The sequence below is a fragment of the Peteryoungia rhizophila genome, from assembly GCF_004912145.1.
GTDB lineage: Bacteria > Pseudomonadota > Alphaproteobacteria > Rhizobiales > Rhizobiaceae > Allorhizobium > Allorhizobium rhizophilum.
Genome location: NZ_STGT01000009.1, coordinates 49,205 through 74,866 on the forward strand (window position 1 = coordinate 49,205; position 25,662 = coordinate 74,866).

General features: G+C 62.6%; 25 protein-coding genes. 11 read left to right on the plus strand and 14 right to left on the minus strand.

All coding sequences use genetic code 11. The features are described from left to right. Window positions 1-3 precede the first annotated feature (3 nt). From cyoC to E9677_RS24460, 3 genes are read left to right on the plus strand one after another with little or no spacing between them, the layout of a single operon-like run. The gene (gene cyoC / locus E9677_RS24450) at window positions 4-624 is read left to right on the plus strand and encodes a cytochrome o ubiquinol oxidase subunit III (protein WP_136560682.1); all 621 of its coding nucleotides are present in this window, start codon (window positions 4-6) and stop codon (window positions 622-624) included. Then, window positions 624-1,022 carry a cytochrome o ubiquinol oxidase subunit IV gene (gene cyoD / locus E9677_RS24455; RefSeq protein ID WP_136560683.1) on the plus strand — a complete coding sequence of 133 codons (399 nt, stop codon included), beginning with the start codon at window positions 624-626 and terminating at the stop codon, window positions 1,020-1,022. Before cyoC ends, cyoD begins: the two co-directional genes overlap by 1 nt. A gap of 14 nt (window positions 1,023-1,036) precedes the next feature. Next, on the plus strand, window positions 1,037-1,741 hold the full coding sequence (locus E9677_RS24460) for an SURF1 family protein (RefSeq protein WP_136560684.1): 705 nt from the start codon (window positions 1,037-1,039) through the stop codon (window positions 1,739-1,741). Between the two features lie 15 nt (window positions 1,742-1,756). On the opposite strand, the gene E9677_RS24465 is transcribed toward E9677_RS24460, so the two are convergent. Next, the gene (locus E9677_RS24465; RefSeq protein WP_136560685.1) at window positions 1,757-2,665 is read right to left on the minus strand and encodes a LysR family transcriptional regulator; all 909 of its coding nucleotides are present in this window, start codon (window positions 2,663-2,665) and stop codon (window positions 1,757-1,759) included. A gap of 171 nt (window positions 2,666-2,836) precedes the next feature. Here E9677_RS24465 and E9677_RS24470 point away from each other — a divergent pair, with 171 nt between their 5' ends. From E9677_RS24470 to E9677_RS24505, 8 genes are read left to right on the plus strand one after another with little or no spacing between them, the layout of a single operon-like run. Beyond that, on the plus strand, window positions 2,837-3,961 hold the full coding sequence (locus tag E9677_RS24470; protein ID WP_136560686.1) for a BMP family ABC transporter substrate-binding protein: 1,125 nt from the start codon (window positions 2,837-2,839) through the stop codon (window positions 3,959-3,961). Between the two features lie 20 nt (window positions 3,962-3,981). Next, entirely contained in the window at window positions 3,982-5,094 is a 1,113-nt protein-coding gene (locus E9677_RS24475; protein WP_136560687.1) for an ABC transporter permease, read from the plus strand. After that, complete coding sequence (locus E9677_RS24480; protein ID WP_136560688.1) at window positions 5,091-6,011, plus strand: ABC transporter permease; 921 nt, start codon at window positions 5,091-5,093, stop codon at window positions 6,009-6,011. The genes E9677_RS24475 and E9677_RS24480 overlap by 4 nt, the downstream gene beginning before the upstream one ends. Window positions 6,012-6,022: 11 nt before the next feature. After that, a complete protein-coding gene (locus tag E9677_RS24485) occupies window positions 6,023-7,039 on the plus strand; it encodes a formamidase (RefSeq protein ID WP_136560689.1) in 1,017 nt (338 codons plus the stop codon). Further along, a complete protein-coding gene (biuH, locus tag E9677_RS24490) occupies window positions 7,036-7,713 on the plus strand; it encodes a biuret amidohydrolase (protein WP_136560690.1) in 678 nt (225 codons plus the stop codon). Before E9677_RS24485 ends, biuH begins: the two co-directional genes overlap by 4 nt. Beyond that, entirely contained in the window at window positions 7,710-9,248 is a 1,539-nt protein-coding gene (locus E9677_RS24495) for an ABC transporter ATP-binding protein (RefSeq protein ID WP_136560691.1), read from the plus strand. The genes biuH and E9677_RS24495 overlap by 4 nt, the downstream gene beginning before the upstream one ends. Beyond that, a complete protein-coding gene (locus tag E9677_RS24500; protein ID WP_136560692.1) occupies window positions 9,248-9,913 on the plus strand; it encodes a cysteine hydrolase family protein in 666 nt (221 codons plus the stop codon). The genes E9677_RS24495 and E9677_RS24500 overlap by 1 nt, the downstream gene beginning before the upstream one ends. Next, window positions 9,906-10,238: a cupin domain-containing protein gene (locus E9677_RS24505; protein WP_136560693.1), complete on the plus strand. Its 333-nt coding sequence runs from the start codon at window positions 9,906-9,908 to the stop codon at window positions 10,236-10,238. Before E9677_RS24500 ends, E9677_RS24505 begins: the two co-directional genes overlap by 8 nt. Window positions 10,239-10,274: 36 nt before the next feature. Here the strand turns inward: E9677_RS24505 and hutC are convergent, their stop codons facing one another. The 13 genes from hutC to E9677_RS24570 all read right to left on the minus strand — a co-directional run. Beyond that, window positions 10,275-11,012, minus strand: coding sequence for a histidine utilization repressor (gene hutC / locus E9677_RS24510; protein WP_136560707.1), 738 nt, complete (start codon window positions 11,010-11,012; stop codon window positions 10,275-10,277). 87 nt (window positions 11,013-11,099) lie between these two features. After that, complete coding sequence (locus E9677_RS24515) at window positions 11,100-11,717, minus strand: HutD/Ves family protein (protein WP_136560694.1); 618 nt, start codon at window positions 11,715-11,717, stop codon at window positions 11,100-11,102. A 17-nt stretch (window positions 11,718-11,734) separates the two neighbouring features. After that, window positions 11,735-13,408, minus strand: coding sequence for a urocanate hydratase (gene hutU / locus E9677_RS24520; protein WP_136560695.1), 1,674 nt, complete (start codon window positions 13,406-13,408; stop codon window positions 11,735-11,737). Window positions 13,409-13,420: 12 nt separating this feature from the next. Continuing rightward, window positions 13,421-14,221, minus strand: coding sequence for an N-formylglutamate deformylase (gene hutG, locus E9677_RS24525; protein WP_136560696.1), 801 nt, complete (start codon window positions 14,219-14,221; stop codon window positions 13,421-13,423). A 1-nt stretch (window position 14,222) separates the two neighbouring features. Next, window positions 14,223-15,758, minus strand: a complete 1,536-nt coding sequence (gene hutH / locus E9677_RS24530) for a histidine ammonia-lyase (RefSeq protein WP_136560697.1) — start codon at window positions 15,756-15,758, stop codon at window positions 14,223-14,225. Beyond that, window positions 15,755-16,975: an imidazolonepropionase gene (hutI, locus tag E9677_RS24535; RefSeq protein ID WP_136560698.1), complete on the minus strand. Its 1,221-nt coding sequence runs from the start codon at window positions 16,973-16,975 to the stop codon at window positions 15,755-15,757. The genes hutH and hutI overlap by 4 nt, the downstream gene beginning before the upstream one ends. Then, window positions 16,972-18,480 (minus strand): HAL/PAL/TAL family ammonia-lyase, encoded by a 1,509-nt coding sequence (locus E9677_RS24540; RefSeq protein ID WP_136560699.1) that lies wholly within the window; start codon window positions 18,478-18,480, stop codon window positions 16,972-16,974. The genes hutI and E9677_RS24540 overlap by 4 nt, the downstream gene beginning before the upstream one ends. Window positions 18,481-18,556: 76 nt before the next feature. After that, window positions 18,557-19,930, minus strand: a complete 1,374-nt coding sequence (gene hutF, locus E9677_RS24545) for a formimidoylglutamate deiminase (protein WP_136560700.1) — start codon at window positions 19,928-19,930, stop codon at window positions 18,557-18,559. Between the two features lie 117 nt (window positions 19,931-20,047). Beyond that, window positions 20,048-21,673, minus strand: a complete 1,626-nt coding sequence (locus E9677_RS24550) for an FGGY family pentulose kinase (RefSeq protein WP_136560701.1) — start codon at window positions 21,671-21,673, stop codon at window positions 20,048-20,050. Then, a complete protein-coding gene (locus E9677_RS24555) occupies window positions 21,666-22,370 on the minus strand; it encodes an HAD family hydrolase (protein ID WP_136560702.1) in 705 nt (234 codons plus the stop codon). Before E9677_RS24555 ends, E9677_RS24550 begins: the two co-directional genes overlap by 8 nt. Before the next feature lie 6 nt (window positions 22,371-22,376). Continuing rightward, window positions 22,377-23,861, minus strand: coding sequence for a mannitol dehydrogenase family protein (locus E9677_RS24560; protein ID WP_136560703.1), 1,485 nt, complete (start codon window positions 23,859-23,861; stop codon window positions 22,377-22,379). A 34-nt stretch (window positions 23,862-23,895) separates the two neighbouring features. Next, complete coding sequence (locus E9677_RS24565; RefSeq protein ID WP_136560704.1) at window positions 23,896-24,672, minus strand: L-iditol 2-dehydrogenase; 777 nt, start codon at window positions 24,670-24,672, stop codon at window positions 23,896-23,898. Beyond that, a partial coding sequence (locus E9677_RS24570) for an ABC transporter ATP-binding protein (RefSeq protein WP_136560705.1) occupies window positions 24,669-25,662 on the minus strand: 994 nt, incomplete at its 5' end. The genes E9677_RS24565 and E9677_RS24570, both read right to left, overlap by 4 nt.

Below are 25,662 nucleotides of genomic sequence, written 5' to 3' on the forward strand. Positions count from 1 at the left end.
ACCATGAGCACGATCACTGATTCCGAAGCACCTGCCGTCTATTGGGAAACCGAGCCGCATCATCATCCGGAAGGCGCGTCCACGCGGCTCGGCTTCTGGGTCTACCTGATGAGCGACTGCCTGATGTTCGCCGTCCTCTTCGCGGTCTTCGGGGTTGTCGGCCAGAGCTATGCGGCCGGCCCCGGCCCCAAGGCGCTCTTCGACCTAAACCTGATCGCGATCAACACCGGCTTCCTGCTGGTATCCTCGATCACCTTCGGTTTTGCCATGCTCGCCATGTACGAAGGTAGGCAGGCCCGCATGCAGGCCTGGCTCGGCGTCACCCTGCTGCTCGGCTTCGCCTTCCTGGCGCTCGAAATCTACGAATTCCATCATTTGATCGACCTTGGCGCCGGTCCGCAGCGGTCGGCCTTCCTCTCGGCCTTCTTCGCGCTGGTGGGCACCCACGGCCTGCACGTGCTGTTCGGCTGCATCTGGCTCATCACGCTGATGGTCCAGATCAACCGCAAAGGCCTGATCCCGGCCAACACCAGACGCATGGAATGCCTGAGCATGTTCTGGCACTTCCTCGATGTCATCTGGATCGGGGTTTTCACCTTCGTCTATCTCCTGGGGATGATTTGATGTCCAAGCACTCCATTCAGCCCCACGGTCATCACGAGCGGGGCCACGACAACACCGGCCACGATCACGGCAGCTATCGCTCCTATCTCACTGGCTTCGTGCTCGCCGCGATCCTGACGATCATTCCCTTCGCGATCGTGATGAGCGGCGGCTTCGAAAGCCGCGTGCTCACTGCGGCCACCGTGATTGCCTTCGCCGTCGTGCAGATCCTCGTCCACATGGTCTATTTCCTGCACATGAACACCCGCTCTGACGAGGGCTGGACCATGCTTTCGATGATCTTCACCATCATCGTCGTGGTGATCATGATCGCCGGTTCGATCTGGGTCATGTACAACCTCAACACCAACATGATGCCGACAATGGATCACGAGAGCTTCCAGGGCTTCGGCTCCTGACGGAACGGCAGGGCATGACGCGCGCGCGCCGACCATGGTGGTTCATCGGGCTCGGCATCCTCGCCGTCGGCCTGCTCGTCGGCCTCGGCGTCTGGCAGCTCCAGCGGCTGCAGTGGAAGACGGCGCTGATCGAACGTGTCGAGGCGGGGCTCGTCGCCGCGCCATCCGCTGCCCCCGGACCAGATCTTTGGACGGGCGTCACATTCGACACGGCGGAATATCGCCGTGTCGAAGTGCGAGGGCAGTATCTTTCTTCTGACGATACGCTCGTGAAGGCAGTCACGTCCCGAGGCTCGGGCTTCTGGGTCATGACGCCCTTCGAGACGGACGGCGGCTGGCGCCTCTTCATCAACCGCGGCTTCGTTCCGGATGACCGGACCTCGGCCGCCGATAGACCGAAACCTGAGGGTGAGCAGACGGTCACCGGTCTCCTGCGTCTCACCCAGCCAGGCGGCGCCTTTCTCCGCGACAACGACCCCCCGGGCAATCGATGGTTCTCACGGGACACGGCCGCCATGGCTGAGGCCCTTGGGCTGGGAGACGTCGCGCCCTATTTCATCGATGCAGATGCATCGAGCGATGACCTGCCGATCGGCGGGCTCACCGTCGTTTCCTTCCCCAACAAGCATTTCGGCTATGCAATGACCTGGTTCGGCCTGGCTGCCGTTTTCGCCTACCTGCTCTATCGCGCCACGCGACCGGACGCGGTCGAACAGTAGCTTTCGGTCAAGCCGTCACGACACTTCGTATCGGCTGGCGAGCGCCGTCGAGAGCTGAGCGGCGAAACGCGCGGCGGCGACCGGAAGCGTTCTTCCACGCAACTGCCCCATGTAAAGCACGCCTGCGGGCACATCGCGCTTGTCCAGCGGTCGGGTGATCATCTCCCCTGTCATCGTATGATCCGAAAGCCCGATCGGGATCTGGAAGGTGATAATGTTCTCCGCGACCGCGTGGTTGCGCAGGAATTCGAAACTGTCGGATTCGATCACCGGCTCCAGCCGGTAGGATGACTTCTGCGCTGCCATATCCATCAGGTGGCGCACGCCGAACGGCGCCGTCGGCAACGAATAGGGATAGTCGAGGCAGTCGCTCAGCCGGATGGTTTCTTTGGTTGCCAATGGATGATGCGGTGCCATCACCACATGCACCGGCTGGTGCACCCGGATCAGCGTCATGAAATCCGCCATGCGCACCGGCTCGAAGACGATCGCAAGATCCGCCGAGTGATCGACCAGCGACTGCTCCGCCGCCTGACGGTCGCGCAGATGCACGCCGAAGGTCACAGCCGGATGGTCCTTCCTATACTGCGCGATCTGATAGGGCAGGAAATAAGGCAGCAGAGCCTGGCTGCAGGCGATCGACACATGACCGCGGCGAACACCAGAGAGGTCGGCGATCTGGGACCTTACCCGCTCCATGTCCGAGATCTGGTTGCGGATGTGGTGGATGAGGATCTCTCCGGCGCTCGAAAGCCGCACCCCATGCGGCAGTCGCTCGAACACCGGCACCCCCAATTCCTCCTCCAGCGCGAGAATGCGACGGTTGAGTGCGGTCGAGGTGATCGCGAGAGATTCGGCCGCCCCTCGGATGGAGCCGGCCTTCGCGACGGCATCGATGTAGCGAAGCGAAGTCAGATGACGCATGCGGCAGCTCCCCCGGTGATGCAAATTTTGCAGCAGCTCGCGCAAAACTTAGCACAAGACAGAAGCGGCGCCATATGGGTTACTCAAAGGTGAATGCGGAGCGCCATCAATAATCAGGGGAACCAGCGCCCGCCAGACATCCACTGTTCATCCTGATCTGGGAGATCCTTCATGAGCCAGTTTCTTATGCCGAGCCGCCGCCAGTTTCTGCGCCAGTCTGCGGGTCTCGCCGGTCTCGCCGCCGCCAGCAGCGTGCTTCCCTTCGACATCGCCCGGGCTGCAGGCCTCACCGTCGGCTTCATCTATGTCGGCCCGAAGGACGACTACGGCTACAACCAGGCCCATGCGGAAGGGGCGGCCGCGATCAAGGCGATCGACGGTGTGACCGTGATCGAGGAAGAACAGGTCCCGGAAACGGTCGACGTCCAGAAGACCATGGAGAGCATGATCAATTTCGATGGCGCGTCGCTGATCTTCCCGACCTCCTTCGGCTACTTCGACCCCCATATCCTGACCATGGCGCCAAAATATCCAGATGTCCGCTTCGAACATTGCGGTGGCCTTTGGACCCCCGACAAGCCGGCCAATACCGGCTCGTATTTCGGCTATATCGGCATGGGCCAGTATCTGAACGGCATCGTCGCAGGTCACATGACCAAGACCAAGAAGATCGGTTTCGTTGCCGCAAAGCCCATCCCGCAGGTTCTGCTCAACATCAATTCCTTCCTGCTCGGCGCCCGCGCCGTCGATCCGACAATCACCTGCCAGGTCATCTTCACCGGCGAATGGTCGCTCGCCGTCAAGGAAGCGGAAGCCACGAACGCGCTCGCCGACCAGGGTGTAGATGTCGTCACCTGCCATGTCGACGGCCCGAAGGTCGTCATGGAAACCGGCGCCGGCCGTGGCATGTTCCTCTGCGGCTACCATGCCAATCAGAGCCCGCTCGCACCTGAGAAATATCTGACCGGTGCCGAGTGGAACTGGTCCAAGGTCTATACCGACATGGTCAACACGACCCTGGCTGGTGGTACGATCGACAACTTCGTCCGCGGTGGCCTCGCCGAAGGTTTCGTCAAGATGAGCCCGCTGGGCCCGGCCGTGACGGAACCGGCGCGCAAGCAGTTCGATGCCACTATGGCCGAAATCATGAAGGGCGGCTTCGCGGTCATCAAGGGACCGCTGAACGACAACAAGGGCAATGTCATCGCCACAGAAGGCCAGGCCTTCGGCGAAACAGACGTAGCGCTCGAAAGCATGGGCTACCTCGTCGAGGGCGTCGTCGGATCCACGTCTTAAGCGTACTGTAGGGGCATGCCATGAGTGCACCGGCGAATCTCGCGAGCCAGGACCTGGCCAGACGCAGCGTCTCGTTCGAGACGGTTCTGCACTGGCTCGATCCGCTCTTCCTGCCGCTGGCAGCACTTCTCGCCGGCATGCTCCTCTTTGCCGCCTTCCTGCTTCTGATCGGCACCTCGCCGATCGAGTTCTACATGCTGGTCTACAAGGCGGGTTTCGGCACGTCCTTCTCATGGACCAACACGCTGGCCCGCGCGGCACCCCTCCTCTTCGCCGCGCTCTGCGTTGCCCTTCCGGCCCGCCTCGGTCTCGTCGTCATCGGCGGCGAGGGCGCGATCGTCCTCGGTGGTGTGGGAGCTGGCGCGATCGCCATGCTGGCCCCCGGCATGCCAGGTCCGGTCGGGATCCTCGCGATGATGATCGCCGGTGCACTTGTCGGTGCCATCTGGATCGGTGGCATCGGGGCTCTCAGGCATTTCCGCGGGGTCAATGAGACGATCTCCAGCCTGCTGCTGGCCTACATAGCGATCGCCCTGATGAACCATCTGGTGGAAGGACCGCTCCGGGATCCCGCAAGCCTCAACAAGCCCTCCACCTCACCGCTGCCTGAGCTCTACCGGATCGGCGAGATCCCGGGAATCGGCGTGCATTGGGGGCTCGCAGCCGGCATCATCGCCTGCATCCTGTGCTGGGTTCTCATCGAAAAGACGACCTTCGGATTTGCGGCGCGCATTGTCGGCGGCAATCTCAGGGCCGCCCAAGTGCAGGGTCTGCCGGCCGGCCTGCTGATGATCGGCTTTACAGCGCTCGGGGGTTCACTCGCCGGCCTCGCCGGAGCCTTCGAAGTCGCCGCCGTCCATGGTTCGGCTAATGCCTCGCTTGCCGGCGGTTATGGCTATACCGGCATCCTCATCGCCTTCCTCGCCCGACACAACTGCCTGGCGATCATCCCGGCCACCCTGCTCTTTGCCGGCTTCGAGGCGTCAAGCGGCCTCGTCCAGCGAAGGCTCGATCTGCCGGATGCCACCATCGTGGTCTTCCAGGGCATGATCTTTATCGCCATCCTGTTGGCCGACGCGTTCCGTGACCGCATCACGCTGGATGGCCTTCTGCTGAAGGGAAAGCGCGCATGACGGATATCGGTCTCTGGGGCGTGCCCCTTGCCATCCTCGGCGGCGCGATCCGTGTCTCCACCCCCTTCATCTTCGTCAGCATCGGTGAATGCCTGACGGAGCGCTCCGGCCGCATCAACCTTGGCCTTGAAGGCACGCTCGTCTTCGGCGCCATGAGCGGCTATGCCGTCGCCTACCACACCGGCTCCGCCTGGGCTGGCACGCTCGCCGCTGCCGTCTCCGGCCTCCTCTTCGGCCTCCTGCACGGCTGGATCTGCAAATTTCCCAAGGTCAACGACATCGCGATCGGCATCGCCCTGATGATCTTCGGCTCCGGCCTCGCCTTCTTCTTCGGCAAGCCCTACGTCCAGCCTGTCGCTCCGGATTTGCCGTCGATCCCGCTCGGGTTCTGGTCGGATATCCCGCAAGTGCAGGCGGCCCTCAACGTCAATGTCCTTTTCCTGGTCGGCATTGCGCTCGCCTTCCTCGCGGCCTGGGTTCTGAAGAACACCCGCGTCGGCCTCACCATCCGCGTTGCCGGTGACAGCGCCGATGCGGCGCGTGCGCTCGGCATCAACGTCAACCGCGTGCGCCTCTGGTCGACGGCGGTTGGCGGTGCGCTGGCCGGCGTCGGCGGCGCCTATCTCTCGCTGTTTTATCCGGGCAGCTGGAACGAAGGCATTTCCTCAGGCCAGGGACTGATGGCCGTGGCCCTGGTCATTTTCGCCCGCTGGAACCCGGTCCATTGCCTCTATGCCTCGCTGCTCTTCGGCGGTGCGGGCGCGCTCGGGCCGGCGCTTCAATCGGTCGGCGTCACCCAGGGCTACTACCTCTTCTATGCCGCACCCTATGTGCTCACCCTTGGCCTCCTGATCGCGATCAGCTCGCGCACGCGGGCCATGGTCTCGGCCCCCGGCGAACTCAGCATCACCAAATAGGAGCAGGATCCATGAACGGACTTGGCGGTCTCAACAAGTCGCCTGAGGGCGTGGTCATCGGCCTCGTACAGCTGCAATTGCCGAACACGGTCACCCGGGCCGATCTCGCGGCCCAGACCGACAAGGTCGTCGGCATGGTCGCCAAGGCACGCTGCAATATCGCCGGCATGGATCTTGTCGTCTTCCCGGAATATGCCCTGCATGGCCTGTCGATGGATACGAACCCGGAGATCATGTGCCGGATGGATGGTCCCGAAGTCGCAGCCTTCAAACAGGCCTGCCGCGACAACAGCATCTGGGGCTGTTTTTCCATCATGGAATACAATCCGGGCGGTAACCCGTGGAATACGGGTCTTGTTATCGACGACCAGGGCGAAATCAGGCTCTATTACCGCAAGCTCCACCCCTGGGTGCCGGTCGAGCCCTGGGAACCCGGCGATCTCGGCATTCCTGTCATCGAAGGGCCGAAGGGCTGCAAGCTCTCGCTGATCATCTGCCACGACGGCATGTTCCCGGAAATGGCGCGCGAGGCGGCCTATAAGGGCGCCGAGATCATGCTGCGCACGGCGGGCTACACCGCGCCGATGCGCGAGGCCTGGCGCTTTACCAACCAGTCCAATTCCTTCTGCAATCTGATGGTCACCGCCAATGTCTGCATGTGCGGATCGGACGGTACCTTCGATTCCATGGGCGAGGGCATGATCGTCAATTTTGACGGCAGCATCATCGCCCATGGCACGTCCGGTCGCTCGGATGAGATCATCACGGCGGAAGTCCGGCCCGATCTCGTGCGTGAGGCGCGCCGTGTCTGGGGTGTCGAAAACAACATCTACCAACTCGGCCATCGCGGCTTTTCGGCCGTTGCCGGCGGTGCGGGCGATTGCCCCTATACCTTCATGCAGGATTTGGTGGCCGGAGAGTACAAGCTCCCCTGGGAGGATGAAGTCCAGGTGACTGACGGCACGTCCTGCGGCTTCCCAAAACCCGTCCGCCGCTACGGCGAGACCAACAAGGAGGCGGCGGAATGACGACCATCAAGGCAGATCCCTATCTCTGGCCCTATAACGGCGATCTACGTCCTGAGAACACCGCGCTCATCATCATCGATATGCAGACCGATTTCTGCGGCGTCGGGGGCTATGTCGACAAGATGGGCTACGACCTCTCGCTCACCCGCGCACCGATCGAGCCGATCAAGAAAGTGCTCTCGGCCATGCGCGCCAAGGGCTACCACATCATCCACACCCGCGAAGGCCATCGCCCTGATCTCTCCGACCTGCCGCCGAACAAGCACTGGCGCTCGCAGCAGATCGGCGCCGGCATCGGCGATGCCGGTCCCTGCGGCCGTATCCTCGTGCGTGGCGAACCGGGCTGGGAAATCATCGATGAACTGGCACCACTGCCGGGCGAGGCGATCATCGACAAGCCTGGCAAGGGCTCCTTCTGCGCCACCGATCTCGAACTCATCCTGCGCACGCGTGGCATCGAGAACATCGTCCTGACCGGCATCACCACGGATGTCTGCGTGCACACGACAATGCGCGAGGCCAATGACCGCGGCTTCGAATGCGTGATCCTCGAGGACTGCTGCGGCGCGACCGATCCCGGCAACCACGCCGCCGCCATCAAGATGGTCAAGATGCAGGGTGGCGTCTTCGGCTCCGTCTCCGACAGCGAAAAGCTTGTGAGTGCCCTGCCATGAGGGTCCCGGCGCAAGAGTTCCAAACAACCGATCACGCCATGTCGGTGGAAACCGTCGGCATGACCATGCGCTTCGGCAGCTTCACGGCGCTCAACGACGTCTCGATCCGTGTCGCCGCCGGCTCCTTCCATGTCTTGCTTGGTGAGAACGGCGCGGGAAAGTCCACCCTCGTCAAATGCATGATGGGCTTCTACAAGCCGACCTCCGGCCAGATGATGGTCGAAGGCCTTGAGGTCGAGATCCCCGACCCCCGTGCCGCCCATGATCTCGGGCTCGGCATGGTCTACCAGCATTTCACCCTCGTTCCCTCGCTGACCGCAGCCGAAAACCTCGTCATCAGCCGGGCCGATGCACCGGCGCTGATCGACTGGAAGAAGGAGCGTCAGGCGCTGTCCGTCTTCATGGACCGCATGCCTTTCTCCGTGCCGCTCGACATTCCCGTCGGCCGGCTCGCTGCGGGTGAAAAGCAGAAACTGGAACTCCTGAAGCAGCTCTATCTCGGCCGCCTTTTCCTCATCCTCGACGAGCCGACCTCGGTGCTGACACCGGCGGAAGCCGACGAATTGCTCGGCATGGTCCGAGGTTTGACGAGTGCGGGCGAACTCACCTGCCTGATGATCAGCCACAAGTTCCGCGAAGTCACTGCCTTTGCCGACGAGGTCTCTGTCCTGAGACGCGGCGAATATGTCGGAGGCGGCAAGGTCTCCGATCTCTCGACCTCAGACATGGCGGCGATGATGATCGGTGAAAAGGAGCTGGTGAAGCCGGCCGCCCGCGTCGCCTACCAGGGTGTACCCGTCCTCTCTGTCTCCGGCGTCAGGGCCCCGGATCGCTCCGGCCTGAAGACCATCGACATCGCCGATCTCACTGTAAAGTCCGGCGAGATCGTCGGAATTGCCGGCATTTCCGGCAATGGCCAGATGGAGCTGATGGAGATCCTGACCGGCCAGCGCCCGCTGGAAAAGGGCGAGATCCGGGTCAAGGAGGAGCCTTATCACGCCCGCCGGGGCGAAGCCCGCAAGCTCAACGTCCGTTATCTGCCCGAAGAGCCATTGAAGAACGCCTGCGCGCCGCGAATGACGGTGGCGGAAAACATCTTCTTCCGCGATTTCGACTTCGCCTCCGGCAGCAGCCAGTTCTGGCTTGATGGCAGCCGCATGCTCGAACAGGCAGGCCATCTGGTCGGCGAGTACAAGGTGAAGACCGCCTCCCTCCAGTCCCCGATTGCCTCGCTCTCAGGCGGCAATGTCCAGCGTGCGGTTCTCGCCCGCGAACTGACCGGCGACGTCGATCTTCTGATCATCACAAATCCCTGCTTCGGGCTCGATTTCTCCGCCGTCGCCGAGATCCGCGCCCGCATCATGGCCGCAAGAAATGCAGGCGCCGCAGTTCTCCTGATCTCTGAGGATCTCGACGAAATTCTCCAGCTCTCCGACCGGATCCTGGTCATGTCGGAAGGGCATATCGCATATGAGACCCCAGCCGCGAACGCCGATATCGGCGAGATCGGCCGGCACATGGCAGGACATCACTGATGGCAATCATCAAGGCGCGCCCCTTCGACTTCGACCTCGACCGGGACCATGCGGCCCTCATCATCATCGACATGCAGCGCGACTTCGTCGAGCCCGGCGGTTTCGGCGAAACGCTGGGCAACAAGGTCGCTCTTCTGCAGGCGATCATTCCGGCGACGGCCCGGCTCCTCGCCGCGTTCCGCGCTGCCGGACTGCCGGTCATTCACACCCGCGAGTGCCATCGGCCCGACCTGTCCGACTGCCCGCCGGCCAAGCGCGAACGCGGCAAGCCATCGCTCCGCATCGGCGATCCCGGTCACATGGGCCGCATCCTCATTTCCGGCGAACCCGGTGCCGACATCATTCCGCAACTCTATCCGGTGGACGGTGAAATCGTGCTCGACAAGCCCGGGAAGGGCGCCTTCTACGCCACGCCGCTCGGAGAGCTGCTGGCCGAGCGGAAGATCCGCCAGCTCGTCTTCGCCGGCGTCACCACCGAAGTCTGCGTGCAGACCACCATGCGCGAGGCCAATGACCGTGGCTTCGAATGCCTGCTCGCGACCGATGCGACAGAGAGCTACTTCCCGGAATTCAAACAGGCGGCCATCGACATGATAACCGCGCAAGGAGCCATCGTCGGATGGGCGGCAACCGTCGATCAGATTGTGGAGGCGCTCGATGTCTGAAGCCTTGAGTTTTCCGGATTTCCTGCGCGGCGGCTGGCATCACCTTCAGTTTGAATATTTTCGCGAAGGGGTGGAGATCTGCCGACTGGTGACGGGCGAGCCCGAACTGGCACTGCTGCGCTACGCCCCGGGCGCCTCCGTGCCCAAGCATCTGCATGTGGGGCTCGAGACGATCCTGGTGCTCGAGGGGTCGCAGAGTGACGAGTATGGCCACTATCCCAAGGGATCGCTGATCGCCAATCCCGAGGGAACGACGCATTCCGTCTCGTCGGAGGAGGGCTGCGTCGTGCTCATCCAGTGGACGAAGCCGGTCAAAATTCTCTAAGATATGTTGCCGGCTAATGTTCTACTGTTCCTCAGCTTAGTAGGAACTCTCCAAACTATAGCGGCTGCCGGGATAGAGAAGCCGCACCGACGTCACCAACCGGTCGCCTGACCAGGTCCTTCGCCTGACCTGGAGGCACGGTTCCGATTTCGCAATCGCCAGAAGCCGGCATTCCCAGGGCTGTGGGAGCACCGCCTCGACGAACTGCTCGGCGCGCGAGATCGGCGCGATGGAGCTCAGATAGGCACTCGGCGTGATCGAGTGAAAATCGCTCTCGAGATAATCAGGCGCGACTTCCGCATTCACGAAGCGGTCTTCCAGCTGGATCGGAAGATTATCTTCCTTGTGCACGATCACCGAATGGAAGGCCGTCGTGCCGGCGGCAACCTCCAGCCGATCGGCAAGGTCGTGATCGCAGACTTCGGCCTGTTTCAGCACGAGTTCGGCCGAATGCAGCCCGCCACGCTCCGCGATTTCGTCCGCAATGCTGCGAACATCCGCCACGCTGGCGCTGCGTTTCTTCGGCGCGACAAACGAACCACGCCCCTGGACGCGGATGATCACGCCTTCGCTGGCGAGTTCCCGGAGCGCCCGATGCGCCGTCATGCGGCTGACGCCCAGCAGCTCGACAAGCTCGTTCTCGGAAGGAATGCGATGATTGGTCGGCCACTCGCCGCGCTCGATCCGGGCCTTGATCTCGAATTTCATCTGCTCGTAGAGCGGCGTGTCCCGCCGTTCCTCGGGGAGTGCAAATCCTGGCTGCTCTTCGGACATGGTGTCGACCTTGATGGTTGAGGAGCGTATCGGCATTCGTCTCTGCCGGAACGCCTCAGCCGCTCCCTTTATCGGCAGAGGCCTTGTCTAGGCAACCTGTTCCGCATCCGGTGTCTCACCGGAGCAGGCAGTCACTTCGATGATGTAGAGCATGCATCCGGAACCACGGGGCTCGACCGCAAGCTCGAGCGGCCCGTCGAGGCCAACAAGAACATCACCGAGTCCCACGTCCGATCGCAGGCTATCGATCGCAACAAGGGCTTCATCTCGGAAGACGACAGCGACGGCATCGGTGGTTACCGAAAGCGTCTGCACGTCCGACACGTCGATCTTCGTCATGCGATGAACGAAACGCCTGCGGCGGCTCATCATGTTGAGGTCCAGCGTCTCCCCACCCAGACAAATCGCCTGCACCTCCGCATCGCCGGAAAAGGCGAAGGGAGGCGAGCCCACGAGAAGCGGCGGCTCCCGTCTGCCGTCGACCGTCAACTGCATGCCGTCGCCCTTGAGAACGGCAATCGTCCTGTCGATCCCGGCAAAGATCGAGAACGGACCGGAGGCCCCGACGGTCGCGAGGCTGATCCGCCAGTCGAACCCGCCGGATCCATCCGAAGCAGGCCTTGAGATCACCTCGCTGGTGATCCCCAGCCCGTTTTTCCAGGGCATCTGCCGATGTTCGCCAAAGCGCTGGATCCGGATGGACATGGGCGTGCCGTTTCCCTTCAATTGCCCAGAATGCCGGGCAGGCGCAGGCCCTTTTCCTTGGCGCAATCGAGCGCGATGTCGTAGCCCGCATCGGCATGGCGCATGACGCCGGTTGCCGGGTCGTTCCAGAGTACCCGCTCCAGCCGCCGTGCAGCATCATCGGTGCCATCGGCGCAGATGACCATGCCCGAGTGTTGGCTGAAGCCCATGCCGACACCGCCACCATGATGCAGCGACACCCATGTCGCACCCGAAGCGCAGTTGAGCAAAGCGTTCAGAAGCGGCCAGTCGGACACGGCGTCCGAGCCGTCCTTCATCGCTTCCGTCTCGCGGTTGGGCGAGGCGACCGAACCGGAATCGAGATGGTCGCGACCGATGACGACGGGTGCCTTCAGCTCGCCATTGCGCACCATCTCGTTGAAGGCGAGGCCGAGCTTGTGGCGATCGCCGAGGCCGACCCAGCAGATGCGCGCCGGCAGGCCCTGGAAGGCAATGCGCTCGCGCGCCATGTCCAGCCAGTTGTGCAGATGCTTGTTGTCGGGCAGCAGCTCCTTCACCTTGGCATCCGTCTTGTAGATATCCTCCGGATCGCCGGACAGCGCCGCCCAGCGGAAGGGGCCGATGCCGCGGCAGAACAGAGGGCGGATATAGGCCGGCACGAAACCTGGGAAGGCAAAGGCATTCTCGAAGCCCTCTTCCTTGGCGATCTGGCGGATGTTGTTGCCGTAGTCGAGCGTCGGAATGCCTCTGTTCCAGAAGTCGACCATGGCCTGCACATGGGTCTTCATCGAGGCGCGGGCGGCGACTTCCACCGCTTTCGGATCGCTCTCCTGCTTCGCCCGCCATTCGGCCACCGTCCAGCCGAGCGGCAGATAGCCATGGATCGGGTCGTGGGCCGACGTCTGGTCTGTAACGATGTCGGGGCGCACGCCGCGACGCACGAGCTCCGGGAAGATCTCGGCGGCATTGCCGACCAGGCCGACGGATTTCGCTTCGCCCGCCTTGGTCCACTGATCGATCAGCGCGAGCGCCTCGTCCAGGGTATGCGCCTTGGCATCGACGTAACGGGTGCGCAGGCGGAAATCGATGCGGGTCTCGTCGCATTCGACGGCAAGGCAGCAGGCGCCGGCCATGACGGCGGCGAGCGGCTGGGCGCCGCCCATACCGCCGAGGCCACCCGTCAGGATCCACTTGCCCGTGAGATTGCCGTTGTAGTGCTGGCGCCCGGCTTCCACGAAGGTCTCATAGGTCCCCTGCACGATGCCTTGGGTCCCGATATAGATCCACGAGCCGGCGGTCATCTGGCCGTACATGGCGAGCCCCTTCTTATCCAGCTCGTTGAAGTGGTCCCAGGTCGCCCAATGCGGCACGAGGTTGGAATTGGCGATCAGCACGCGCGGCGCATCCTTGTGGGTGCGAAACACGCCGACCGGCTTGCCCGACTGCACGATCAGCGTCTCTTCCTCGGTCAGCGTCTTCAGCGTCTCGACGATCCGGTCGAAATCTTCCCAGGTGCGCGCGGCGCGGCCGATGCCACCATAGACGACCAGCTCGTGCGGTCGCTCGGCGACGTCAGGGTCGAGATTGTTCATCAGCATGCGGAGCGGCGCTTCCGTCATCCAGCTCTTGGCCGAGAGTTCGGTTCCGGTGGCGGCGCGGACGTCGCGGATATTGTGTCTGGGATTGCTCATGGTCCTCGCTCCTCAGCGTTTCAGATCGAGCGCGATGGCTTCGATGGTTGTCAGAATGTCCTTGAGATTGCGTCGCAGCGCCTCTGCCTTCCCGGCGTCATAGGCGAAGGGTAGTGCTTCGGTGGCGAGGTGTGTGCCCTGCGCCAGTTCCATTTGGATGGCGTGCACGCCGGTGTCCGGCCGTCCGTAATGACGTGTCGTCCAGCCGCCCTTGAAGCGCCCGTTGACCACAGACGTGTATCCCTCGGCCCGACCGGCGATCTCGGCGGCGGCTTTTTCGATCCTGGCATCGCAGGTGCGGCCCATGTCCGTGCCGATATTGAAGTCCGGCAGAGGCCCTTCAAACAGGAAGGGGATCAACGAACGGATCGAATGGCAGTCATAGAGCACTGCCATGCCATGCATCGCCTTCACACGCTCGATTTCAGCCTTCAGCGCCGCATGATAGGGCGCATGAAAGTCTGCCAGCCGATCCGCTATGTCTTTACTCGTCGGTTCCTCGCCTTGCCTCCAGATGCCAACCCCGTCGAAATCTGTTTCCGGCACGAGTCCGGTGGTGTTCTGCCCCGGATAGAGGCTCACGCCATCAGGGTCGCGGTTCGCATCGATCACATAACGATGGAAGGTAGCGCGGACCGTCGTCGCATCCGGCAGAAGACCGGCATAGAGCTCATGGATATGCCAGTCGGTATCAGCGAGCAGCTGTCCGTTCTCGTTGAGGCGATCCCGGATCGCAGGTGGTACGTCCGTGCCCGTATGCGGAAAGGCAAGGATGACGGGCGAGCTGCCTTGCTTGACATCGAAGACGGCCATGTCACCCCTCCAGCCCCGGCAACAACCCGGCGGACACGGCCGAAACCAGGGTCCCGTCTGCGACCAGACGACCGGCAGCCTCTAGATCCGGCGCCATGTAGCGGTCCTCCTCCAGGGTGGCGACATGGGCACGCAAGGTGGAGATCACCCGTTGCAGTTCCGGGCTTGTCGTCAGCGGACTGCGGAACTCCACGCCCTGTGCTGCCGTCAGCGCCTCGATGCCGATGATCGAGAAGAGGTTGTCGGTCATCTGCAGCAGGCGCCGTGCGCCATGGCAGGCCATCGAGACATGGTCTTCCTGATTGGCCGACGTCGGCGTTGAATCGACCGAGGCCGGATGGGCCATCTGCTTATTTTCGCTCATCAGTGCTGCCGACGTGACCTCCGCGATCATCAAACCGGAATTGAGGCCCGGCTTCTTGGCGAGGAAGGCCGGCAGGCCGTAGGACAGGGCCGGATCGACCAGCAGCGCGATGCGCCGTTGTGCAATTGCACCGATTTCGCAGACGGCAATCGCGATCTGGTCAGCAGCGAATGCCACAGGCTCGGCGTGGAAGTTGCCGCCCGAGACGACGCTCATATCGGAAAGCACGAGCGGATTGTCGGTGACGGCATTCGCTTCGATCTCGAGTGTCCGACCCGTCATGCGCAGCAGATCAAGGCAGGCACCGTCGACCTGCGGCTGGCAGCGAATGCAATAGGGATCCTGCACCCGCTCGTCGCCTTCCAAGTGGCTTTCCCGGATGACGGAGCCGGCGAGCAGCCCACGCAAGGCGGCCGCCGTATCAATCTGCCCCTTGTGACCGCGCAGTGTGTGAATGTCGGCCGTGAAAGGCGCCGAGGATCCCATCGCGGCGTCGGTCGAGAGCGCACCGGTGATCAGTGCTGCCTGTGCGGCACGATGGGCACGGAAGAGGCCGGCCAGCGCCAACGCCGTCGAGGCCTGCGTGCCGTTGATCAGCGCCAGACCTTCCTTGGCCGCCAGCACGACGGGCGTCAGCCCCGCACGCTTCAACGCCACGGCGCCGGTGAGCCGTTCGCCCTGATAAAAGGCCTCCGCCTCGCCCATCATCACGGCCGCCATATGGGCGAGCGGTGCAAGATCGCCGGACGCGCCGACGGAGCCCTTTTCGGGAATGAGCGGGGTGACGCCCTTGTCCAGCATGCCTTCAATCAGGCGCACCAGTTCCAGGCGGACACCAGAGGCGCCGCGACCGAGCGAGATCAGCTTGAGCGCCATGATCAGCCGGACGATGTTGGCGCCCAGCGGCTGGCCCACGCCGCAGCAATGCGAGAGGATGAGATTGCGCTGTAGCGTCTCCGTGTCAGCCGCATCGATCTTGATCGAGGCGAGTTTGCCGAAGCCGGTATTGATACCGTAGACCGGCTCGTTGCCGGCAGCGATTTCCGCAATCCGTGCTGCTGCCTTCTCGATCCCCGCGTCGAAGCTGCGGTCGAGTACGGCACTTTCGCCGCTCCAGTAGATCTGAGCCAGTTCGGCGAGAGAGACGCGGCCGGGGTGAAGCGTAATGGTCACGACAGAATTCCTTTGGTGATGTGGCCGTTCCAGATGCGCTGATGCAGCGGATTGAAACCGATGCGGTAGACAAGCTCCGCCGGGCTCTCAACCGACCAGATGGCAAGGTCGGCCCGTTTGCCGACCTCGATGGTGCCGACCGTATCGAGACGCCCGAGCGCGCGGGCGGCATTGCGGGTGATGCCGAGAAGACATTCCTCGACCGTCATGTGAAACAGCGTGGCGGCCATGTTCATGGTCAGCAGCAGCGAGGTCAGCGGCGAGGTGCCGGGATTGCAGTCCGTGGCAAGAGCCATGGCAGTCCCGTGTTTGCGGAAGAGCTCGATCGGCGGCTTCTTAGTCTCGCGAATGAAGTAGTAGGCTCCGGGCAGCAACACTGCCACGGTTCCGGCCCGGGTCATCGCAGCAGCACCTTCCTCATCCGTGTATTCCAGATGGTCGGCCGAAAGGCCCTGATATTCGGCTGCAAGGGCCGCGCCCTGAAGGTTCGACAACTGATCCGCATGCAGCTTCACCGGAAGACCAAGCGAGCGGGCCTCATTGAAGACAAGCCGCATTTCGTCGGGCGAAAATGCGATGCCTTCACAGAACCCATCCACCGCATCGACCAGCCCTTGCGCCTGGGCGGCCTTGAGGCCCGGCAGCACGACCTCTTCGATGAAATCGAGATTGCGCCCCTTGTAGTCAGCGGGGGTCGCATGGGCGCCGAGATAGGTCGTGGTGATGGCGACCTGACGCTGCTCGGCCAGCTTCCGTGCGGCACGCAGCATCTTGAGTTCGTTTTCGACGGTCAGCCCATAACCGGACTTGACCTCGACAGTCGTCACGCCCTCGGCGATCAACGCGTCAAGCCGGGGAAGCGTCTGCGCAACCAGATCCGCCTCGCTTGCCTCACGAACCTGCCGAACCGACGAGACGATGCCGCCGCCGGCCCGCGCGATCTCTTCATATGAAGCGCCGGCAAGGCGCATCTCGAACTCTTTTGCGCGATTGCCGGCATGCACAAGATGCGTATGGCAATCGATGAGGCCCGGCGTCACCCAGCGACCCTCGTAGTCGATCACCTCAGCTCCGCCGGGAATCGCGATCTCGTTCATTTCTCCGGCGGCGACGATCTGTCCACCGTCGATCACCACCCTGCCATTCTCGATCACGCCGAGCCCGGGCCGGTCGGGCGCCATGGTGGCCAGTCGTGCGTTGGTTATAACCGTCGTCATGCGACCTCGCTTTCGGACCAAGCGGACGTCGCCTTCAGCATCTGCTGGACGTTTCGGATCTCGACATTGAGAGGCCGATCATCTCGGAAGAAAGCGGTTTCGCTTCGTACACGCCGGTAGAGTGCTCCCGTCATGTCAGCCTTTCCGGCAGACGATGGCTGCAGATCATAGGCTTGTGCGGCGGCCGCCAGCTCAATCGCAAGCACCGTTTCCAGATTGTCGAGGATTGCCAGCGCCTTGGCTGCAGCCGGCGTCGCGTGGGTCAGGATATCCTCCTGCAGCGCCGAGGTGATCCCGCCGTCGAGGCTGGCCGGCATGGCGAGACGACGGTTTTCAGCGACCAGCGCCGCCGCCGTGTACTGGATGATCATGAAGCCGGATTCGACGCCGCTGCCGGAGGCGAGGAAGGCCGGTAGCCCGCTGACCAGCGGGTTCACGAGCCGGTCGATGCGCCGCTCGGAAATGGCTGCCAGTTCGGCGGCGGCCGTGGCGAGATTGTCCATGGCAAGCCCGAGCGCCGCACCGACAGCATGCGCCTGCGAATGCACCTCGGGTGCTTCGGGCGAGCCGCTGACAATAGGATTGTCCGTGACGCTCGCAAGTTCGCGATCGACAACGGTGCTAACCTGCAAGAGTGCGTCTCGGACAGCCCCATGCACATGCGGCACGGCCCGAAGGCTGAGCGGATCCTGGGTCCGCTTGCCCGCGGCTTCGGCGAGAATCGCACTTCCGGCCAGGAGGCTGCGCAGATTGTGTCCCACCTGTTGCAGCCCCTCGGATTTACGCAAGGCCAGTGGCATCTCCGCAAAGGGATCGTTCTGGGCACCGAGGTTTTCATAGGTCATCGCCGCTGCCGCATCGGCCCAGTCGGCCAGCTGTGAGAGCCGAGTAACGGCCAGAGACGCAAGCCCTGTCGCGCAGGGGGTTCCGTTGACGAGGCTCAAGCCCTCCTTGGCCTGCAGAACGAGCGGCTTCAACCCAAGCGTTTGTAAGGCTTCCGCTCCTGATAGGATCTTGTTGCCATGCCGGCATTCGCCTGCGCCGATCAGGACGAGGCCGATGGCGGCCGCATGGGTCAAATAACCGACGGAGCCTCTTGAGGGGATCAAGGGCAGCATGTCGTTGTTCAGCAGGGCGAGAAGTGCATCGACGATCTCCAGCCGCACGCCCGAATATCCATGGGCGAAGTTATTGATCTGGGCCGCCATGATAGCGCGGGTCTCAACCCGGCCAAGCGGTTCGCCCACGCCACAAGCATGGCTGAACAGCAGGTTGCGTGACAGCGCCGATTGGTCCTCGCGCCCGATGACCACATCGCACAAGGCGCCGACACCGGTATTGATCCCGTATCCACGGCTACCCTGGTCGACCAGAGCATTGACGATCGACCGCGCTTTTTCGATGCGGCGGCGAGCGGGCTCACCCAGAACGAGATGCGCGCCGCCAGCAACGGCCGCGATCTCGCCGGAGGTAAGCGCCGTGTCGAGAACGATGGTATCAGGCATCAGGGTTTCCTCTTCTCGGCATGAACAAACGGGGTTCGCTTCAAGTCTCAATATAGAAAATACTTAGCCGACTAATTCAGGCGGCCAGCGTCCTGAGGACCCGTTCAAAGTTTCGATCGATGGTTTCTTCGAAATGATGCCGTCCTTGCTCCACGACGAATTTTCCCCGAACCATCACGTCGCGAACCGCCTCATTGCCGAGCGCGAAGATCCAGCGATCAAGAATTTGATCGTCTTTGGCCGCTGCAATGAAGGGGTTTGCTCCATCGAGCACCACGAGATCCGCTCGGGCACCGACACGGAGGCCGCTCACCGCAAGCCCCGCCGCCTGTGCGCCGCCCGCAAGGCTTGCATCGAGAAGAGTACGGCCGACCGAGGCGCCCGGACCGGACACGACGCGGTTCCGACGCCTATCACGCAGCCTCTGGCCATATTCGAGCAACCGTAATTCCTCGGCCACCGAGGTCGCGACATGGCTGTCCGTGCCGATACCCAGCCGCCCGCCATGGCCGACAAAATCCGTGGCGGGAAAGATGCCATCGCCGAGATTGGCCTCGGTCGCCGGGCAAAGGCCGGCCACGGCGCCCGATCTGGCAAGGCGTGCCGTTTCCTCTGTTGTCATGTGTGTCGCATGGATTGCGCACCACCTGTCATCGACAGGGAACTCGTCGAGCAGATAACTCACCGGCCGGCGCCCGCTCCAGGCGAGGCAGTCCTCGACCTCGCGCTCCTGCTCGGCGACGTGGATATGGATGGGGCCGGCGGTGCGCTCTGCCGAAAGCACGGCACGCATCTCGTCCGGCGTGGCGGCCCGGAGCGAATGAATGGCGAGACCGAGGCGCGCGCCGGCAGAACGGCATTCCGGCTCCAGCTGGTCGAGCAAGGTGAGAAAACTGTCCACGCCATGAATGAACGGTCGCTGTCCTGCATTGGGAGCGGTGCCACCGAAGCCCGCATGGGCGTAGAAGACAGGCAGATGCGTCAGGCCGATCCCGGCAGTCTCGGCCGAACGTAGAATACGGACTGACATTTCCAGTCCGTCGGATCGGCCAAGATCCGAAATCGCATGGTGGAAATAATGGAACTCCACGACATGCCCGAAGCCACCTTTAAGAAGTTCACTATACAACTTCGTCGCCACGACCTCGACATCGTCAGGCGACATGCGATTGACCAGCCCATACATGGTCTCCCGCCATGTCCAGAAGCTGTCATCCGTCGAGCCCGCTTGCTCGGCAAGGCCGGCCATGGCGCGTTGAAAGGCATGAGAATGCAGGTTCTGCAGGGCCGGAACGACAGGTCCGGCCAAACGAGTCGCGTCCGCGCCACAGGCGGCGTCGGGCTGAATGCCGACGATAATCCCGTCATCATCGATCCCGATCGAGACGTCGGAGGCCCAGCCTTCCGCCAGGTGAACCCTTTCACAAAACAGCGTCTGAGCAATGTTCATCGTGAAACCTTGTCAAGTTGTATAGGCAACATGGCAGGATTTAAGTGTCAGCGCAAGCGGTGCCGTCGTGAGAAAATGCGAGAGCAACGCGGGAGCCAAGCCCCGGGCAGATGCGGATCATCGGGCCTTGTGAAGCGGAGCCGAGGTCTGGTCCGGAGACGAGGCAAGCGCTGCCAACTCGTCACGGTGGCGCATCATGGCCTTGAGGAGCGCATGATCTCGCGCCAGAGCGGCCTGGCGCCTCGGCGAAGGCGGAAAATGCGCCATGGCAAACTGCATCGCTGTTCCCGCCTCTTCGACGGATGAGAATGCGCCGGCCGCAACTGCGGCGTGAAGCGCGCAACCGAGCAGCACCGCATCGCAATCCTTTGGCACCCACACATCGCATCCGGTTGCGTCGGCATACAGTTGCGACAGAAGCGGATGGTCGGCAAGTCCGCCCGCCAGTAACAATTGCCGCGGTACACCTGCGCGATGCGGTTGGTGCTCGATAATGTGCCGGATGCTGCAGGCAAGCGCCACGCAGCTACGCCAATAGAGTTTGTGCAAGGACACAAGGCTCTGATCGAGGCCTATCCCGGCAATGGTTCCAGTCAACAGGGGATCGGAGAGCGGCGAGCGGGTTCCGTGCAGATCGGGCAAGACGGTGATCGGCAGTCCGAAGTCGGATCCCTCTTCGGCAAGATGCTGGGAGATGGCGTCGAGGATCGCGCGGTGTCGCGCTTTCATCGGTGTGCCGCCGGCAGGATGAAGCTTCAAAATGTGGTCGAGAAAAGCGCCTGAAGCAGATTGCCCGGCCTCTGTCAGCCAGAGCCCTGCAACGGCAGCATCGCGAAACCCACCCCAGCATCCAGGCCCTGAAACGGGCTCTTGGCTCAGCCGCACGATGCAACTCGAGGTTCCCGCGATCAGCACGGCCTCCGCCGACAACGATACGTCAGGCCGAACTCCCGCCGCAAACAGACCGACCGTTCCGGCATAGGCATCGATGAGACCGGGCGCCACCAGGCATTGTTCGTCGAGACCGAGCTCTGCGGCGCTCTGCGCCGTCAGAGTGCCAATGGCCTCACCCGGCGGCGTGGACCGCGACGGCAGACCTGCCCGCTCCATGACATCCGCGAGCCCGATTTTCCGGTAGTAATCGAGAGGCGGCTCGCCGGGCGCTACGGGCGTATAGCCCCACTTTGACGCGAGCGCTGAATGACTGCGTTCGCCGGAGCCCGAGGCGCGCCATGTCAGGTAATCGCAAAGATCGAAGATCTGCCCGCAGGTGGCCCAGAGCTCCGGGCGATGCGTCTTCAGCCAGAGCAGCTTCGGGATCTGCATCTCGACCGAGAGGCGGCCACCGAAGCGGTCCAGCACGGGATCGGGCGTCGCATTGCAAGTTTCCATTTCTGCGATCGCCCGATGATCCATCCATAGAATGGTGTCGAGGCCGGGGCTGCCCGTTGCCGAAATGGAAATCGGCTTCCCCTCACGATCCCGCACCACCAGGGAGCAGGTCGCATCGAACCCGATGGAAAGTACGGTCTCTGCGCTGATACCACTCTCGAGGAGGGCCGCCCTGACTGCCGAGCAGACTGCAGACCAGATCTCGTCGCTGTCCTGCTCCATATGATTGGGGAGCGAATGATGAACGCTGATTGGCACGACACAACGCGCGAGCTGGCGACCGCTGAGATTAAACACCCCGGCCCGTGCACTGCCTGTGCCAACATCCACGGCCAAGAGGTGCTCACGCATCAGTCAGATCTTCCGGTCTCCTCGCTCCGAGGGCAAAGTGGAGCAAATTCTCCATGGCGTCAAACTGCGCGTCGGCTTTGAGAAGCGTCAACGCCTCCCGGTAGCTCGCATGGTGGGTATGCGATCCTCCGGTAAAAGCCAGAACCCGCATGCCGGCGGCCTGGGCTGCACTGATACCGGCGGGGCTGTCCTCGATGACCAGGCACGCGGAGGGCGACACGCCCATTTCTGCGGCCGCATGCAGAAAGAGATCCGGCGCAGGCTTGCCGTTTTCCACCATAGTGGCGCTGAAGATATGTGGGGTTAGCTGAGGAAGTAGCCCGGTTACCGACAGGGACAGTTCGATCCGTTCACGCTGGCTGGAAGAGGCCACGCAGCAGGCGACCTTCTCTGTCTTCAGTGCGTCGATGGCTGCCGCGACGCCCGGGAGAGGTTTCAACTCCGCACGAAACCGTGTGTAAAGAACCTCTCGCATGCCAGCCAGAAAGGGCGGGTCGATCTCGACGCCGAATTCCGATTGCACCGCGTCCGCGAGCGAGCCGAGACTGCGCCCCAAAAAGCGGTCGGCCGCTCCTTCGGTTGTCAGTGAAACCCCCTTTTTCGCCAGAGCCTCGACGAGCACCTCGAGTGCGATCCCCTCGCTATCGACGAGCACCCCATCACAGTCGAAGATCACAAGGCGGATCTGGGGGTCCATGGTCACTCAGCTTGCAAGGGTTCCGTCGATATAGCGTTGAAGCGTAGCGGCGGCGCCATGGCTTCGCAAGCTGTCGATCGCCTCTCCATAACGCTTCCGGAAACGGGGATCCGCACCCACAGACCCGAAGATATCCGCAAGACCGATGAAGGCCATCGGATCGGTGCGGGAAGCCACCGCCGCCGCATGCAGTCTGTCGGCGCTCGGGTCGTTGAACACAATCGCCTGGCCGCCATCGCTTGTGCCCTCGAAATAGCGGCACCATAGTGCCGACACCAGGGCTAGCCCTTGCACGTCTAGGCCACTAGCCAGGCGATCCCCGGTCGAAGGCAGGATGAATTTTGGTTGCCGGTTCGACCCGTCCTGCGCCAGACGCGGGATGGTGTCGCCGATCTTTGGATTGGAAAACCGGGTCTCGATCAGGGTGAAATAGTCCTGCAGGCTCGTGTTCGGCACAGGCGGCACGACTGGGATGATTTCCTCGTTCTCCAGCTTGGCGAGGAAGGCCCGGATCAACGGGTTTTCCATGGATTCGTGGACGAAATGAATGTCCATGAGCGCCGCCGGATAGGCGATGGCTGCATGGCCACCGTTCAGGATCCGCAGCTTCATCAGCTCATAGGGGGCGACGTCAGGCACGAAGGTGACACCAACGTCTTCAAGCGACGGGCGGCCGAGCGGAAACTTGTCCTCCAGCACCCATTGCTTGAAGCCTTCGCAGAACACGGGCCAGCCGTCCTCAATGCCATAGCTTTCCCGCGTGATATCGATCTCCCGTTGGCCGGTCGCCGGCGTGATGCGATCGACCATGGAGTTCGGAAAGGCGACATTGTGGTGGATCCAGTCGGCAAATTCAGGATCGGAAAGGCGTGCAAGCCCGCAAACCGTCGCCTCGGTCACTTCGCCATTGCCCGGAATGTTGTCGCAGCACATGACGGTGAAGGCAGGCGCGCCGGCGGCACGACGCGTTTTGAGACCGGCAATGATGAGGCCGAATACGGTCTTGGGGTTGGAAGGGTCCTGTGCATCGGCAACGATTGCGGGATGATCAGGATCGAACTTGCCCGTGGCGGGATCGATGAAATAGCCGCCCTCCGTGATCGTCAGCGAGACGATCCGGATTTCAGGAGAGGCGAGCGTCTCGATGATCTTGTCGAAATCGGGCGCGGTGATCACGTCCAGCATCGGCCCGGTGATGGTCGCGGCCGACCGGTCGCTATCCTGTTCGACGACAGTGGTCAAAAAGTCCTGCGCTTTCAGCTTGTCCCGCATCCGCTGGTCCGATGCCATGACGCCCGCGCCGATGATGCCCCAATCGAGATCGCGCCCCTTGTTGAAGAGCTCATGCAGATAGATCGCCATATGCGCGCGGTGGAAGTTGCCGACGCCGAAATGCAGGATTCCGGGACGGATATCCTCCCGGCGATAGGAGGGCAGGGACGCCCGATCGCCGATGTCTGCGAGAGTTGCAAGCGAGAGTTTGGTCGTCATGGGTGCATTCCTTGGCTTGGGGCCGCAAGAGCCGTCAGCTCATCCAGTTTCCGCCGTCGACATTGTAGGTCTGGGCAACGATGTAATCGGCCTCCGCCGAGGCGAGGAAGATGGCCATGCCGGTCAGGTCCTCCGCCCGGCCCATGCGACCGAACGGAACCTCTGCGCCGACCAGCTTCTTCTTCTCGCCGAGGGGCCGCTTTTCATGCTTCGCAAAGAGGGCATCCACACCATCCCAATGCTCGCCGTCCACCACACCTGGTGCAATCGCATTGACGTTGATGCCGTGCTTGATCAGGTCGAGGCCCGCCGACTGCGTCAGCGAAATGACGGCTGCCTTGGTCGCGCAATAGACCGCGACCAGCGCTTCCCCGCGCCGCCCGGCCTGGCTCGCCATGTTGATGATCTTTCCGCCCTGGCCCCGTCCGATCATCGATCGTGCCGCCGCCTGCATCATGAACAGCGTGCCGGCGACATTGATCGAGAAAAGGCGGTCATAGCTTGCCCGCGTGATCTCCACGATCGGCGCGAGGTCGAAAAGCGCTGCATTGTTGACAAGGATGTCGAGACCGCCCTGACGCTCTTCCACGGTCCGGATCGCAGCCTCGATCGAGGCCTGGTCGGTAACGTCGAGCTGGACTGCATAAGCCTGGGGACCGATCTCTGCTGCGGTCTTTTCGGCGCGTGCAAGATCGATGTCGGCGATCGCGACAGTCGCGCCTTCCCGGACATAGGCTTCAGCAAAGGCGCGCCCGATCCCTCGCGCGGAACCCGTGATCAGCGCGGATTTGCCCGAAAGCCTCGTGCTCATAGGGCCATTCCCTTGTCGTCGAAGCGATGGATGCGATTCTGGTCAGGCGTCGCATAGACGATGTCGCCATGACGGACCGGCATTTCTCCGCTGCAGCGTGCGGTAATCGTGCCGAACTCTTCAGTGGCGATGTGCAGGAAGGTGTCGGAGCCCAGATGCTCGGCGACCGTGACCTTGCCCTTCCAGGCGCCTTCGGTCGTCGACAGCGTCATGTGCTCAGGCCGAACCCCCATCGTATGGGCGCCCTTTTCCAAGGCCTTGGGACCGCTGATCAGGTTCATCTTCGGCGAGCCGATGAAGCCGGCCACGAACAGGTTGCGCGGGCTACGATAAAGGTCGAGGGGAGAGCCGACCTGCTCGATACGACCCTTGTTGAGCACGACGATCTTGTCGGCCATGGTCATCGCTTCGACCTGGTCATGGGTTACATAGATCGATGTCGCCTTCAGCTTCTGGTGCAGTTCGGAGATTTCGAGCCGCATGTTGACGCGCAGCGCCGCATCGAGGTTCGACAGGGGTTCGTCGAACAGGAAGCATTCCGGCGAGCGGACAATGGCGCGGCCGATGGCGACGCGCTGGCGCTGGCCACCCGAGAGGTTGCGTGGCTTGCGTTCGAGATAGTCCGTCAAGTTGAGGATCTTGGCCGCTTCCTCGACCTTCCGGTCGATCTCGGCCTTGTCCATCTTCGCCATCTTCAGCGGAAAGCCGATATTCGAGCGCACGCTCATATGCGGGTAAAGCGCATAGGACTGGAAGACCATGGCAAGTCCACGCTGCGACGGCGCCAGATCTGTCGCGTCCTTGCCGTCGATCAGGATCTTGCCACCCGATGCATCTTCGAGGCCGGCGATCAGACGCAGCAGTGTCGACTTGCCACAACCGGAGGGGCCGACAAAGACCGCAAATTCACCATTGTTGATCTCGAGGTCGATCGAGGGGATGACCGAGACTTCGCCAAAGGTCTTCGAGACGTTCTGAAGTGTGATGCTG